Below are 14,642 nucleotides of genomic sequence, written 5' to 3'. Positions count from 1 at the left end.
CCGTCTGTGGGCAGTCGCTCAGCGCCTGCCGGGAAGCACCTCCGGCCGGTTCGGGATCGACCGGGCATCAACACGAACATGCGGGCACGCTTCCGGGCGTTCGACGGCCTGGTCGTCACAGGCTGGTCACCGCCCCATTAGTCACGCGGCAGCCCGCGAACCGACGCCGCATCGCGGCACATTGGGTGGGCATGGCAGATGTGGCGGCGCAGGTGTCGCCGAGCCATGGCGGCCGGGGCGCGGTCATCGCGATTCCTTCCTTGTCCCTTGTTGACCAGAGGTGATCGACTCGGTCTCGACGCTAAGGTCGTGACGAATGGCGGGCCCGGAATTTTCTTCAGGGGTAAGTCGAAAGGTGGTGCGACGCTCAAGCCATGCGGGGAATGACCAACGATCTGACCGTCGGCGAGCGAATCGCCTGGTACCGGCGCCGTCGGGGCCTTTCGCAAGAGGTACTCGCGGGGAGAGTCAGCCGTACTGCCGACTGGCTCAGCAAAATCGAGAACGGGCGGATCGAGCTAGATCGGCTCTCGGTCCTGCGGGCGCTCGCCGGTGCGCTCGATGTCTCGCTCGCCGACTTGCTTGCCGAGCCCTCTTTGATGGACTGGACCCAGGACAGCGGACACCGGACGGTTCCTGCGCTTCGCGCGGTCTTGATGGATTATCGCGAGGTCACCGACGTCGCGGGCTCCGACGATCCGCATGAGCCGGTCGCCGTGGGCGCCCTTGAGGAAGACGTCGCCGACCTGTGGGGCGCGTACCAGGATGCGCGCTTCGGCTATGTCACCCACGGGCTGTTATCAGTGATCCCGGCGGGAAGACTCGCGGTGCAGGCGCACAATGGCGACGAGTACCGCGCAGCATCCGGTCGCCTCGCGCTCGCCTACCACCTCGCGGCGACGGTTCTCACGAAACTCGGCGAAGCTGACCTGGCGTGGAGCGCGTCCTCACGGGGAACCGAGGCAGCGCGCCGCAGCGAGAACCCGGTCGTGATCGGATCCTTACTGCGGTCAGTCACCCATTCCCTGCTTTCCACCGGCGCGTACGGCGAGGCAGTCCGCCTTACTCATGACACGGTCGAGTTCTTGGCTCCCCACATGGTCAAGGCTGGTCCGACGATGCTGTCGATACACGGCACGGCACTCTTGGCGGGGTCGATGGCAGCAGCGCGAAATGAGGATCGGTCTACAGCGCGTGACTTCCTTCAAGGCGCTGAGGACTGCGCTCGACGACTTGGCAGAGACGAGAACAGGTTGTGGACAGCGTTCGGACCCACGAACGTCGCGATCCATCGTGTGTCGACTGCCATGGAGCTGGGCGACGTCCAGATCGCCGTCGCGATGGGCCCGGGTATCGACACATCAGGCGTACCTGTCGAACGTCGAGTGCGGCACGCGCTCGAAGTGTCCCGGGCCCTCAGCAGTGCGAACCGACGTGATGATGCTCTCTCGGCATTGCTTGACGCCGAGAGCGAGGCACCTGAACAGATCAAGTACCACTACCTCAGCCGCCATCTGGTACATACCTGGATCCGTGCGCAACGCGGCAAGCCGAGCTTTCAACTCGCCGGTCTCGCGAGACGACTCAACGTCGCCTAACTGGTCAATGGCTAGTGTCTGCAACATGGCTGAGCCATCCGCTCCACCCATGGCGCGCCCCCGAGTCGCGGCAGGTGCCCTCTTCTTCGACGCAAGTGATCGCATCCTTCTGGTGAAGCCCACCTACAAGGATGGCTGGGACATACCTGGCGGGTATGTCGAGCCCGGCGAGACGCCGCTGGAGGCGTGCCATCGCGAAGTGAAGGAGGAACTCGGGCTCAGCCTCGCGGTCGGCGGGCTTCTCGTGGTTGATTGGGCGCCATCCGAGCGCGAGGGAGACAAGCTCCTCTTCGTCTTCGATGGTGGCCGCCTGGGAGCTGACCAGCTCGCCGCCATCGTCTTGCCGAGCGATGAACTGAGCACGTGCGAATTCGTCCCACCCAAGGACGCACGCGGACGCCTAGTTGACCGCCTGGAACGACGAATCTCCCGAGCGCTCGAAGCACGTCGCAGCGGCGGCACCTTCTACCTTGAGCACGGCGACCACCCCTGATGTCGGTCACCGAACCCGCGCGCGCTGGACACCGCTAGTCCGGACACGGCTACTGACGGCGAGCCCGCCACCGGAACCAGGCGTGCCGGCCGGTCCCCCAGATCCCGCGCCGGAAGAGCAGCACCACGACGATGAACACCGAGCCGGTGATGATCCCGATGCCGTCGAAGCCCGAGGACGTCAGCTGGTCCGACATCGTGACCACGACCAGGGCGCCGACGATCCCGCCCCACAGGGTGCCGATCCCGCCGAGGACCGTGATCAGGACGGCCTCCCCCGAGGTGGTCCAGTGCAGTTCGCCCAGCGCGACGAAGCCGTGGCTGATGGCGAACACGCCGCCGCCGAGTCCCGAGAGCCCCGCGGAGAGGACGAAGGCGATCAGCTTGTAGCGCTCGACGTCGTACCCGAGGGCTCTCGCGCGCGGGGCGTTGTCGCGGATCGCCACCAGCACCCTGCCGAACGGCGAGTGCACGATCCGCCAGGCCGCCCACATCCCGAACAGGATGATCGGCAGCGCGGCGTAGTAGAAGTAGAACGCGTCGGTCTCGACCAGCTCGATGCCGAAGAAGTTCTTCGGGACCGCCTGCAGCCCGTTCTCGCCGCCGGTCACGTCACTCCACTTGTTGGCGAGGAAGTAGAGCATCTGGGCGAACGCGAGTGTCACCATCGCGAAGTAGATGCCGGAGCGGCGCACCGACAGGTAGCCGATCGGCACCGCGAGCGCCATCGCGAACAGGGCGCCGGCCAGGACCGCCACCGGGAACGGCACGCCGTAGTGGATCGCGACCAGCCCGGTGACGTACGCCGAGCTGCCCCAGAACGCCGCCTGCCCGAATGAGAGCAGGCCGGTGTAGCCGAGCAGGATGTCGAGCGCGACCGCGAACAGGGCGATCGCCGCGATGTCCATCGCGATCGGCGGGTAGACGATCCACGGCAGCGCGAGCGCGGCAACCAGGCCGACCGCCAGCAGCGCCCAGCGGGTCCACCCGCGACCCTCGGTGATGGCGGCGTGCACCTCCTTGGCCGAGGCGTCCGGCAGCACCGAGGTGGTGGTCGTGGGCGCGGTCATGCGGTCTCCTCCCGTCCGAACAGGCCGGCCGGGCGCACCAGCACCACGGCCGCCATCAGCACGAAGATCAGGATCTGGGCGTACGTCGGCGCGTAGGCCTGGCCGAACGCCTCGACGAGGCCGACCAGGAAGCCGCCGACCACGGCTCCCACGATGGACCCGAGGCCGCCGATCACGACGACGGCGAACAGGATGATGATGAAGTCGTTGCCCATGTCCGCGGTGATCGCGCGGAACGGCGCCGCCAGCACTCCGGCCAGGCCCGCCAGCGCGACGCCGAAGCCGAAGACCGGAGTGACCCAGCGGCCGACGTTGATGCCGAGGGCCCGGGCCAGTTCGGGCCGCTCGGTCGACGCCCGGACGATCATCCCGATCCTGGTGCGCGTCATCACCAGCCACACGACCAGGCAGACCGCGATCGAGAAGATCAGCACGAACAGCTGGTACTTCGGCAGCCCTACGCCGAGCAGCTCGAACCTGCCGTCGAGGACCTCGGGACGCTCGTACGGGAGCCCGGAGACGCCGTACTTGCGCTTGACCAGGTCGACCAGCAGCAGCGTGAGCCCGAAGGTCAGCAGGAAGTTGTAGAGCGGGTCGAGCCGGAGCAGCCACTGCACCAGCAGCCGCTCCACCACGACCCCGAAACCGAACAGCAGGAGCGGCACGACCAGGAGCGCCCACCACAGCCCGATCTCGGTGGTGTCGAGCAGTACGGCGGCCGTGACGGCGCCAAGCATGTAGAAGGCGCCGTGCGCGAAGTTCACGACCCCGAGGACGCCGAAGATGATGGCCAGGCCGAGGGCCGCCAGCGCGTAGAAGCTGCCGGCGGCCAGGCCCTGCACCGTGTACTGGAGTACGTCGCTCATCAGGTCCTCACATCGAGCAGTCGGAGTCCTCGGCCGGCCGGAACGCCTCCTCGGCCGGAATCGTGGCAACGATCTCCTCGTAGTCCCACTCCTCCTTCACGTCGTCGGCGTCCTTGACCTTGGCGAGGTAGGCGTCGTGGATCACGCGGTGGTCCTCGGCGCGGATCTCACCGTTGCGCAGGAAGACGTCGTCGACCTTCTTGCCTTCGAGCTGGTCGACGACCTTGTCGGCGTTGTCGGTGCCAGCCGCCTGCACCGCCTCGAGGTACTGCAGGGCCGCGGAGTAGTTGGCGGCGTGGGCGAACGACGGGCGGGTGTCGGTCTCCTCGGTGAACCGGTCGGCCCAGGCGCGGGCCTCCTCGTCCATGTTCCAGTACCACGCGTCGGTGAAGGTGGTGCCGGCGAACTGCTCGACGCCGAGCGAGTGGATGTCGGTGATGAACATCAGACCCACGGCGAGGTCGATGCCGCGGTCGCGCAGCCCCGCCTCGTTGTACTGCTTGACCACGTTGATCAGGTCGCCGCCGGCCTGCATGGTGCCGATCACGTCCGGCTCACCCGATGCCGCCTTCGTCAGGAAGGTCGCGAAGTTGTCGTTGGGGAACGGCGTGGCGATGGTGCCGTCGACCGAGCCGCCGGCCTTCTCGATGGCCGCGGAGAACTGGTCGGTCATGTCCTGCCCGAACTCGTAGTCGGGGTAGACCAGCTCCCAGTTCTTGGCGCCGCCCTCGGTCACCGAGGTCCCGGTGCCGTTGGCCAGCATGTAGGTGTCGTAGGCCCAGTGGAAGGTGTACTTGTTGCACTGGGCGCCGGTCAGCTCGGTGGTCGCGGCGCCGATGTCGATGAACAGCTTCTTCTTGGTCTTGGCCTGGTTGGCGACGGCCAGCGCGGCCGACGAGGTCGGGACGTCGAGGATGACGTCGGCGCCCTTGCGGTCGTAGAGCTCCTGGGCCTTGGTGTTGGCGATGTCGGGCTCGTTCTGGTGGTCGGCCGACTCGATCTCGATGTCGTCGACGACCGCGTCGTCGCCGTACTTCTTCTTGAAGTCGGCGACCGCCATCTCGACGGCCTTGACGCTGTTGGGGCCGGACAGGTCCTTGTAGATCCCGGACTGGTCGTTGAGTACGGCGAGCACGATCTTGTCGTCGGTGAAGTCCCCGCCCGACGAGCTCGGCCCACCCCCGCAGGCGGTCAGGAACAGCGCCCCCGACGCGAGCGCGACAGTTCCTGCCGCGAACTTCTTGTGGTTCATGATCTCTCCTCGTGGTTGGGTCTCGCTGACATGGCGGGTCAGCTCGCTCAGATGCCCTTCAGATGCCTAGGTGCTCGAGCAGGTCCTGCTGGCGGGCGACGAACTGGTCGTTGTCGAGCGCGTCGACGATCCGGCCCTGCGCCAGCAGGTAGTGGCGATCGGCCACGGTCGCGGCGAACCTGACGTTCTGCTCGATCAGCAGCACGCCGACGCCGCTCTCCTTGACCTGGCCGATGATCTGGCCGATCCGGGCGACGACGACCGGGGCCAGCCCCTCCGACGGTTCGTCGAGCAACAACAGGGACGCTCCGGTGCGGAGCACGCGCGCGATCGCGAGCATCTGCTGCTCGCCGCCGGACAGGGTCGTCCCGGGTGCCCGCCGCCGGTCGGCGAGCACCGGGAACACGTCGTACACGGCGTCGAGGGACCAGGCGCGGTCGGACACTCTCGGCGGCAGCACCAGGTTCTCCTCGACAGTGAGGGTCGCGTAGATGCCGCGGTCGTCCTGGACCCAGCCCATCCCCGCCCGGGCGCGCCGGTGCGCCGGCAGCCGGGAGACGTCGCGGCCGCGGAGCTCGATCCGGCCCTCGGTCTGCTTGTGCAGTCCCATCAGCGACCTGAGCAGCGTGGTCTTGCCGGCGCCGTTGCGCCCGACGAGGGTGACCACCTCGCCCTCCCGGACCTGCAGGGTCACGCCGTGGAGGGCCTGCGCCTCGCCGTACCAGGAGCTGAGCTTCTCGACCTCAAGCATCGTGCGACTCCCCCAGGTAGGCGGTCACGACGCGTGCGTCGCGGCGTACGTCGTCGTAGGTGCCCTCGGCGAGGATCTCGCCTTGCTGCAGGACCGTCACCCGGTCGGCGAGGCTGCCGACGACGTGCATGTTGTGGTCGACGAACACCACCGTCCGGCCCGCGGAGATGCTGCGGATCAGCTCGACCGTGCGGTCGACGTCCTCGATGCCCATTCCGGCCGTCGGCTCGTCAAGCAGCATCACCTTGGGGTCGAGCGCCAGCACCAGCGCCAGCTCCAGGGCCCGCTTCTGTCCGTAGGCCAGCAGCCCGGACGGCCGGTCGGCCTGCGCGGACAGGCCGACGCGGTCGAGGAGGTCGTCGACGTCCGGGCGGTAGCGGCGCAGCAGCCGCTCGGAGCGCCAGAAGCGGAGGCCCTGAGAGCTGCCGCCCTGGAGCGCGAGCTCGACGTGCTCGCGCGGCGTCATGTTCTCGAACAGGCTGGTGATCTGGAAGGAGCGGGCGACGCCCTTGCGGGCGATCTTCTCGGGCGGCAGGCCGGTGACGTCCTCCCCGAAGACCACGATCGTGCCGTCACTGGGCCTGAGGAAGCCGGTGAGCAGGTTGAACAGGGTCGTCTTACCGGCTCCGTTGGGGCCTACCAGGGCGTGTACGCCGCCCTGCGCGACCTCCAGGTCGACCGAGCGCACCGCCGTGAAGCCGCGGAACTGCTTGGTCAGGCTGACGGTGCGAAGGGCCACTCCGTGGGTCGTCGTCACGCCGCTCCTCGCTTGTGTGGTGCACCCCCCAGGGCGGTGGGGTTCGAGGGCAACGCTAGGGAACGGTGTGACCTAGGCGACATGGTGGTCGCTCCCACAGCCCGCCGAGCGATGGTGTGGAGAGTCCCCACACCAGCTGGAACTCGCGGTCTGCAACGATCAGATATGCACGGCCCAACCCAGACCGCGGTGATCGTCCCCATCCATGCGGCGGAGGCCGTCGTCGCCCGGCACCGGCTGCGGCTGGACCCTGCGGCGGCGCGGGGAGTGCCCGCGCACATCACGGTCCTCTACCCGTTCGTCGCTCCCCAGGACGTGGACGAGGACGTCGTCTCGCGGCTCGCCACAGTGATCGCCGCGACGCCGGCGTTCGACTGCGTGTTCGCGGCGTGCCGGTGGTTCGGCGACGACCTGCTGTGGCTGGCGCCGGACCGCGAGCAGGAGTTCCGCCGCCTCATCGACGCGGTCGCCGCGGAGTTCCCCGAGCACCCGCCGTACGAGGGGAAGCACGACGACGTCGTCCCGCACCTCACCGTGGGCGTGGCCGGCCACGGCACCACCGAACAGCTCAGGGCCGCCGAGGCCGAGATCCGCGGCCGGCTCCCGGTCCGCGCCACCATCGAGCACGCGCTGCTCATCGCCGGCACCGACCGGCCGAACTCGTGGCACACCGTTGCCACCCTGCCGCTGGGCACCGAACGCTGACGGGGCGCTACTTCAGCTGAGCCGCCGCTCAAGGACCGCCACGACCTCGGCGGGATCCGGCATCGCGGCGATCTCGCTGCGCACGGCGTCAGTCCGCGCACGGAGCCCCGGGTCGGTCAACGCCCGCTCGACCGCGGTCGCGACCGCACCAGGCTCCGCGTCGTTGTCGACCACGCTGCCCAGGTCGAGCTCGGCGAGCCGCTCGGCGTTCAGGAACTGGTCTGCGCCCTGCGGCGTGATCACCTGCGGGACGCCGGCCGCGAGACAGCCAAGGACGGTGCCGGTGCCGCCGTGGTGGATGACCACGTCGACGCGGCCCAAGACGGCCGCCTGGTCGACGTATCTCTCGACGTGGACGTGCGCAGGCAGGTTGCCGAGGGCCGCCGGGTCGCCCTCCGGGCCCACCGCGACAAGCACCCGCTCGCACCGTTCGGCCGTCTCGAGTACCGATCGGCGGAGCACGTCGACGGCTTCGAACGCAACCGTGCCGAGAGTGAGGTACGCCGTGACGCCGGTGCCACGGGACAGCCACGCCGGCAGCGTCGTCGTCGAGTCACTCCACGCCACCGATCGGATCGGAAGCCGATCGAGTGATGAGCGACCGGGGCGCTGACACGTGGGCGGCACCGGGTCGATGACCGGACCGATCGGCACCCCGACCATCGGCGCGAGCATCGCGAGGAGCATCTCGGCTGGCGCCAGACCGATGTGGAAGGCGACCGCCGGGATGCCGGTCTCGGCTGCCGCCTTGGCCGCTCCAACATTGAGTGCCTCGTGCACGACCACGTCTGGCGGGCCGTCGTCCGCCCAGGCGGCGAGTAGCCGCGGTGCCGTGTGGCGCGGCATCACGACGCCGAACAGCGCTTTCGGCCACGCCATCGGGTCGTCGCGGTCTAGCATCGCGGCCTTCGCCTCCACCGTGACATCCGCAAGCGTCTGCCCTTCGGGAACCCCTTGGAGAACGGGCACCGGGAGCCGTCCGGCGAACTTCGTGTCAGCCACGAAGGTCACCTCGTGCCCCGCTCTGGTCGCTGCCTCGGCGAGGGGCACCATTGGCAGGACGTGCCCGAAGGCGGGGATGGCCGCGAAGGCGAGCTTCATGCCCTCGGATTCTGCCGAAAGGCGCCCTACTCGACCACTACGGACAACACGGATGCTCCGCATCCGGCCCGCAGGTAGCCGGGATCCCAGGTCCTGGTGCGCTGCTACTTGGGTGGCATCCGGATGCCGCCGTCGACGCGGATGGTCTCGCCGTTCATGAACGAGTTGGTGAGGCACTCGATCACCATCGAGGCAAGCTCGTCGGGCGTGCCGAGGCGCTTCGGGAACAGCACGTTCTTGGCGAGGTTCGCCTTGAACTCCTCGGACGCCTCGCCCTCGCCGTAGATCGGGGTGTCGATCAGGCCCGGCGCGATCGTGTTCACCCGGATGCCGACGGCCGAGAGGTCACGGGCGACCGGCAGCGTCATCCCGACCACGCCACCCTTCGACGCGGAGTACGACGCCTGCCCGATCTGGCCGTCGAACGCGGCTACCGACGCCATGTTCACGATCGCGCCACGCTCGCCGCCCTCGTCGGGCTCGTTGCGCGACATCGCCGTGGCGGCGAGCCGGATCGCGTCGAAGGTGCCGATCAGGTTGATCGCGACCACTTGGGTGAACGCCCCAAGGTCGTGGGCCGACGCCGGGTCGCCGTCGCGGCCGATCGTGCGCTGCGCCCAGCCGATGCCGGCCGAGTTCACCAGCACCCGCAGCTCCCCCAGCTCGCTCGCCTTGTCGACGGCCGCCTGGATCTGCTCGGTGTCGGTGACGTCGACCCGCACGAACGCGCCACCCAGCTCGGTGGCGAGCGCCTCGCCCCGCTCGGCGTTGAGGTCGGCGACGACGACCTTGACGTCCTTGGCGGCCAGCTGACGGGCGACGGCGGCACCGATTCCCGACGCGCCGCCGGTGACGATCGCACTTGCTCCGGTGATGTCCATGGACCGGAGCATAGGGCGCGTCACCGGCCGCTCGGCATACTCACCGTATGGAGCAGGTCACACCGGATCGAGCCGCGCTCGACGAGATCGTCAGCACCTTCTTCGCGGCGTTCGTCTCCGGTCCGGACTGCGAGGCTCGGCTGGATGCGCTGCCGGACCTGTTCCTGCCAGAGGCGGTGATCGTGCGCACCTGCGGTAGCGAGCCGCTTGCCTACACCGTCGCGGAGTTCATCGCGCCGCGGCGCGAGCTGCTCACCTCTGGCGCCCTCACCGGCTTCCGCGAGTGGCCGCTGACCGGCCGGCTCGAGGTGTACGGCGACATCGCCCACTGGTTCGGCGGCTACGCCAAGGAGGGCGCCCAGGACGGCGTCGCGTTCACCGGCCGCGGGATGAAGACGATCCAGTTCGTCCGCACCACCGCCGGCTGGCGAATCAGCGCCGCCGCCTGGGATGACGAGCCCCCTCAGCCCACCGGGACCACCCAGAGATCGGCGACCGACGGGTCGTAGTCGGCGCCGGTGTCGCGGAACCGCAGCCGCACCGTGCCGTCGGCCGTGGCCGCCGACGGCTCCACCACGAACTGGTGGACGATCGTGCCCTGACCGCCCTGGGCGCGCGGGAGGTCGACGCTGTGGACGACGGCGTCGTCGAGCTCGACGTCGTACGTCTTGCGCTTGGCTCCGTCGAACGTCTCGATCAGCCGCACCAGGAACCGCCCGTCGGTCGGGACCGCGACGTCGACCTCGAACCAGCCGCCCGGGAACGACGAATGCGTGTAGCGACGGGTCAGGCCGGCCTCGACGTTGGTCCCGGAGTGCTGCGAGGCGGTGAGCCGGTGCGCGGTCTCCGACGCGCCGTTGCCGAGGTCGACATGGTCCGTGACCGCGGCCGGCGGTGTCGGCAGCGCCACCGACACCGTCGCCAACGCCTGCTCGGCAGCCGTCGAGCCGGTCGCGACCGTCACCGACGCGGCGCCGGCGGCGACGGTGAGCGGTACGGCGATCTCGAGCGGCACGTCCGCGGTCTCACCCGGCGCCAGGTCGTAAACCGCCGGCTCGACCGCCGCCCAGCCTGCAGGCAACGTCGCGGTCAGCTCGCCGGACTGCGCGACGCCGGTGCGGTTGTGCAGGGTCGCCGTGACGGTGGCCGTCTCGCCGCCGTCGACAGTGTCCGGCGAGACAGCGGTGCCGGTGATCGCAACCCCGGGGGCGACCGGCGCGTCCGCCGAGAGCGGCAGCGTCGCCCGGCCGCCGGAGTACTGGTAGGACACCGAGCCAGTCAGCCCGGCCGTGCCGGCCGACGCGTCGGCCGGCACGGCGACGTCGTACGCATGCTTGGCCGTGCCCCGGGTCGGCACCGTGGACTGGTGGCTGCCGACCGGCTTCACCGTCCAGCCCGTGGGAGCCACCAGGGTGGAGTCGACACCGGTCAGGGTGCTCCGGCCGGCGTTCTCCAGCTCCGCCACAACCCGGACCACCGCCCCCGGCAGGATCTCCTCGGCCGGTAGCCGCAGCGACGCCACGGCACCGACCAGACGGGAGGACGCGCGCGACAGCGTGCGGTCGATCCCGGTCAGCGACTGCCGCAGTGCCGCGACCGCCGCGTCGTCCAGCAGCCCGTGCTCGCCGTACGTCCGCAGCCACCGGTCGAGGTCCGCCGCCTTGGCTAGCGCGCGGTGCGCTGCCGACGCCGTCTCCTGGGCGCTGGCACCGCGAGCGTGCAGCCGCCAGGCGTCCTGGATCTCGGTGCGCAGCGCTTTCGTGACCAGCTGGAGGTGACGCTTGGCCACCGTGCCCGCCACTCCCCTGACCTGCAGCGCGTCGACGTCGTCGGCGAACGCCCCGGCCTGCTCGCGTGCGCCGCCGAGGTCGCCGAGCACCAGGTCGACCTGGAACGCGTAGTCACCCGAGCCGACCTCGAGAACCACGTCGCCGTCCTCGAAGCGCACGAACCTCACGTCGTCGACCTCACCGATCGGCTTGCCGCCCTCCCTGACCGCCCACCGGTTCGCGGCGGGCACCCGGACCTCGGCGGTGGCGTTCGCCGGCACCGTGACGTCCAGGGCCAACGCTCCACCCGCCGTGCGCCAGGCGCTGCGCACCGTCCCGTACGGCGTCTCGTGGCTGTAGTCGACCTCGTCGATGCCCCCACCCGGCTCCGGGGCGATCCGCACCTTCCGGTAGCCCGGCTCGGCGGCCGAGACGCCGGCCATCGTGCCGTACATCCACTCGCCGACCGCGCCGTACGCATAGTGGTTGAAGGAGTTCATGCCGACGTCGTTGAAGGTGCCGTCGGGGTTGATGGAGTTCCAGCGCTCCCAGACCGTGGTGGCGCCCCACCCGATCTCGTAGCCCCACGACGGGTAGTTCTCGTGCTGCAGCAGCCGGTAGGCGATGTCGGTGCGCCCGGCCTCGGTCAGCGCCGGCAGCAGCCCGTCGACGCCGAGGAAGCCGGTCGACAGGTGGTAGTCGCGGCGCTCGAGGGTCTGCACGAACTGGTCGACCACCGCGTCCCGCCGGTCGGCCGGCTCCAGGTCGTTGGTGAGGGTGAGGATGTACGCCGTCTGGCTGTCGCCCTTGACGGTGCCGTCCGCGGAGATGAACGCGGCGCGGTAGGCGTCGCGGATCGCTTCGTAGCGCTGCTGGTACGCCGCCGCGTCGGCGTCGTTGCCGACCGCCTTCGCCATCTGGGCGAACTCACGGGTGCTCTTGGCGACGAACGCGGTGTCCAGCACGTCGGCCGGCGTCGGGTCGTCGAGGTTGAGCCAGTCGAGGTAGCCGCCCGCGGAGCGGATGTGGTTGGTCGAGTCGGCGGCGAGGAAGTCGACGTACCGCTTCATCATGTCGTAGTTCTCGCGGATCACGTCGGTGTCGCCGTACGCCTGCCACAGGGTCCACGGCACGTGCACGCCGGCGTCCATCCAGCCCGCCGACTCGTAGCCGCCGTCGAACCGGCCGGGGACGGTCGGCGCGACACCGGGCAGCGAGCCGTTCGGGCGCTGGGTGTCGCGCAGGTCCTGCAGCCACTTGGTGAGGAACGACTGGGCGTCCATGTTGTACGCCGCGGTCCGGGCGAACACGTTGATGTCGCCGGTCCAGCCCATCCGCTCGTCGCGGGCCGGGGTGTCGGTCGGGATCGACAGGAAGTTCCCGCGCATGCCCCAGACGATGTTGCTGTGCAGCTGGTCGACCAGGTCCGAGCTGGTGTCCAGGGTGCTGGTCAGGTTGCCGTCGGTGCCGACGACCACGCCGACCAGGTCGGCGGCGTCCGGCGCCTCGTCGACGCCGGAGATCTCGACGTAGCGGAAGCCGTGGAAGGTGTACGACGGCTCGAAGGTCTCGGGCTCGCCTGAGGCGAAGGTGTAGTAGTCGGTCGCCTTCGCAGTGCGCAGGTTCGCGGTGTAGAGCGTCCCGTCGGGGTTGAGCACCTCGCCGTGCCGGATCTTCACGGTCTGGCCCGGCTGGCCCTGCAGGGTCAGCCGGACGTGGCCGACCATGTTCTGGCCCAGGTCGTAGAGGTACACGCCCTCGGTGGGCGAGTCGATGCGCTCGGCGGTCTCCAGCTCCTCGGTGACCCGCACGTCGACGGCGGTCTGCGGCTCGAGGACGCCGGTCGGCTCCTCGCGCACCGCGACCGGGTCCCACGACTCCGCTGTCTCCGCGTCGAAGCCGGGCTCGTCCCAGCCATCGATCTCGGCCGCAACCCGGGCGTCGTACGCCTCCCCGTCGAGGAGGTCTGCCTCGACGGTCGGCCCACCGCTGGTCCGCCAGCTTTCGTCAGTCCCGATCACGGTGCTGGTGCCGTCGGCGTACTCGACGACGAGCTCGGCGATGACCGAGGTGTCGGTGCCGTAGACGTCGGTGCCGAACATCGCGACCTTGCCGGTGTACCAGCCGGGCGCGACCTCGGCGCCGAGCACGTTCTCGCCCGCGCGCACTTGGTCGGTGACGTCGTAGGTCTGGTAGTCGATGCGCTTGTCGTACGCCGTCCAGCCGGGCGCGAGCTCGGCGTCGCCGACCCGCTCGCCGTTGAGGCGCAGCTCGTAGACGCCGCGGGCCGATGCGTAGACGCGCGCCCGCGTCACCTCCTTGTCGCCGAGGTCGACCTCCTTGCGCAGCAGCGGGACCGGCTCGTACTGGCGCAGCCACGCCTCGCCTCCGGCGCGGTCGACGCGCAGGCCGTCGGCGGTGACCGTCCCGGCGGCGAACGTCCGGTCGCCGGCCGGGAAGTCGCTCTCGACGAGCACCCTGCCGTCGGCGCTGGTGACCTTCACGTCGTGTACCAGGCCGCGCTCGTCGTTGCTGGTCCGGAAGCCCATCACGCCGGGGCCGGCGAAGGTGGTGTCGGTGCGCTCGTCGAGCACCTGGCCGTCGACCGAGGTGGTGATCGTGCTGCCCGCGACGGCGATGGCGTAGTCGTGCTCGGCGGCGAAGTCGAAGCCGGCCGGGAACGGCTTGGCGGCGAGCACGGAGTAGCCGCCGTTGCGCTTGACGTGCGGGCGCAGCGAGTTCTCGGCGTCGCTGAGCTGCCACATGTAGGCGTTCTCGGTGCCCTCGCCACGGAAGTAGACCCCGAGCGCGCCGCTGATGTCGGATGCGGTGAACTCGATCGTGTAGTCGGTCCACTCTGCGCCGAGCTCGGGTGCGTCGGCGCCGATCCAGTCGGCGGTCCACGGCAGGTCGCCGCGCGCGGTGTCGAACCGGGCGGGCTCGCTCCAGCCGGAGACGTTCCCCTTGTCGTCCCAGACCCTGACCGACCAGACGTAGCCGGCGCGCGGCCGGAGTGCCGGGCCGCCGTACCGCACATCGACCGAGCGGCCCGAGCTGACCTTGTTGCTGTCCCAGACGTCCGGGTCGTCGAGGGCCGCCTCGGGCGAGGCGACGTGGATCTCGTAGGCCCGCTGGCTGACGCCGCGACGGTCCGACTCGAGCTGCCAGCTCAGGTTCGGCGCGGTGGGCGCGATGCCGAGCGGGTCCTCGAGGGCGTTGGTCCTCAGGTCGGTGACGGTCGTACTCGACGGCTCGGCGGGACGGGTGACAGCCGCGGCGGCACCCAGGGCGGGCGTCGCCGGGGCAACGGTCGCGATGAGACCGGCGGCGATCACACCGGAGATCAGCTTGCGCATGACGCTCCTCGAAGGCAGGCAGTGAAACGTTTCACTGAGTGTGA

At 69.7% G+C, this 14,642-nt stretch carries 12 protein-coding genes; 4 read left to right on the top strand and 8 right to left on the bottom strand.

Annotated elements, in window-relative coordinates:
• The first annotated feature begins 383 nt into the window (after positions 1–383).
• Together DDV73_RS18045 and DDV73_RS18040 are read left to right on the top strand one after the other, a co-directional pair.
• Positions 384–1,598, top strand: a complete 1,215-nt coding sequence (locus tag DDV73_RS18045; protein WP_109508656.1) for a helix-turn-helix domain-containing protein — start codon at positions 384–386, stop codon at positions 1,596–1,598.
• Between the two features lie 25 nt (positions 1,599–1,623).
• Positions 1,624–2,091: an NUDIX domain-containing protein gene (locus DDV73_RS18040; RefSeq protein ID WP_206050944.1), complete on the top strand. Its 468-nt coding sequence runs from the start codon at positions 1,624–1,626 to the stop codon at positions 2,089–2,091.
• Between the two features lie 49 nt (positions 2,092–2,140).
• Here DDV73_RS18040 and DDV73_RS18035 read toward each other — a convergent pair whose 3' ends face one another.
• Genes DDV73_RS18035 through DDV73_RS18015 form a run of 5 tightly spaced genes read right to left on the bottom strand, consistent with a single transcriptional unit; the run spans position 2,141 to position 6,786 of the window.
• The gene (locus DDV73_RS18035; RefSeq protein WP_109508654.1) at positions 2,141–3,160 is read right to left on the bottom strand and encodes a branched-chain amino acid ABC transporter permease; all 1,020 of its coding nucleotides are present in this window, start codon (positions 3,158–3,160) and stop codon (positions 2,141–2,143) included.
• Positions 3,157–4,026, bottom strand: coding sequence for a branched-chain amino acid ABC transporter permease (locus DDV73_RS18030; RefSeq protein ID WP_109508653.1), 870 nt, complete (start codon positions 4,024–4,026; stop codon positions 3,157–3,159). The genes DDV73_RS18035 and DDV73_RS18030 overlap by 4 nt, the downstream gene beginning before the upstream one ends.
• Before the next feature lie 7 nt (positions 4,027–4,033).
• Complete coding sequence (locus DDV73_RS18025; protein WP_109508652.1) at positions 4,034–5,278, bottom strand: ABC transporter substrate-binding protein; 1,245 nt, start codon at positions 5,276–5,278, stop codon at positions 4,034–4,036.
• 58 nt (positions 5,279–5,336) lie between these two features.
• Positions 5,337–6,029, bottom strand: a complete 693-nt coding sequence (locus DDV73_RS18020) for an ABC transporter ATP-binding protein (protein ID WP_109508651.1) — start codon at positions 6,027–6,029, stop codon at positions 5,337–5,339.
• Positions 6,022–6,786, bottom strand: a complete 765-nt coding sequence (locus tag DDV73_RS18015; protein WP_206050943.1) for an ABC transporter ATP-binding protein — start codon at positions 6,784–6,786, stop codon at positions 6,022–6,024. Before DDV73_RS18015 ends, DDV73_RS18020 begins: the two co-directional genes overlap by 8 nt.
• Positions 6,787–6,951: 165 nt before the next feature.
• Here DDV73_RS18015 and DDV73_RS18010 point away from each other — a divergent pair, with 165 nt between their 5' ends.
• The gene (locus tag DDV73_RS18010; protein WP_161962449.1) at positions 6,952–7,491 is read left to right on the top strand and encodes a 2'-5' RNA ligase family protein; all 540 of its coding nucleotides are present in this window, start codon (positions 6,952–6,954) and stop codon (positions 7,489–7,491) included.
• Positions 7,492–7,503: 12 nt separating this feature from the next.
• Here DDV73_RS18010 and DDV73_RS18005 read toward each other — a convergent pair whose 3' ends face one another.
• Both DDV73_RS18005 and DDV73_RS18000 read right to left on the bottom strand, forming a co-directional pair.
• On the bottom strand, positions 7,504–8,592 hold the full coding sequence (locus DDV73_RS18005; protein WP_161962448.1) for a glycosyltransferase: 1,089 nt from the start codon (positions 8,590–8,592) through the stop codon (positions 7,504–7,506).
• Positions 8,593–8,696: 104 nt separating this feature from the next.
• Positions 8,697–9,473, bottom strand: a complete 777-nt coding sequence (locus tag DDV73_RS18000; RefSeq protein ID WP_109508956.1) for an SDR family NAD(P)-dependent oxidoreductase — start codon at positions 9,471–9,473, stop codon at positions 8,697–8,699.
• A gap of 47 nt (positions 9,474–9,520) precedes the next feature.
• On the opposite strand from DDV73_RS18000, the gene DDV73_RS17995 reads away from it, so the two are divergent.
• Positions 9,521–9,982, top strand: coding sequence for a DUF4440 domain-containing protein (locus DDV73_RS17995; protein WP_109508647.1), 462 nt, complete (start codon positions 9,521–9,523; stop codon positions 9,980–9,982).
• Here the strand turns inward: DDV73_RS17995 and DDV73_RS17990 are convergent.
• A complete protein-coding gene (locus tag DDV73_RS17990; protein WP_109508646.1) occupies positions 9,937–14,598 on the bottom strand; it encodes a family 78 glycoside hydrolase catalytic domain in 4,662 nt (1,553 codons plus the stop codon). The two genes, DDV73_RS17995 and DDV73_RS17990, sit on opposite strands and share 46 nt — an antisense overlap.
• Positions 14,599–14,642: the final 44 nt, after the last annotated feature.

Source organism: Nocardioides speluncae, assembly GCF_003121585.1.
Lineage (GTDB): Bacteria > Actinomycetota > Actinomycetes > Propionibacteriales > Nocardioidaceae > Nocardioides > Nocardioides speluncae.
The sequence above is the reverse complement of the archived record's forward strand: the minus strand, read 5'-3'. Positions and strand labels throughout refer to the sequence as shown.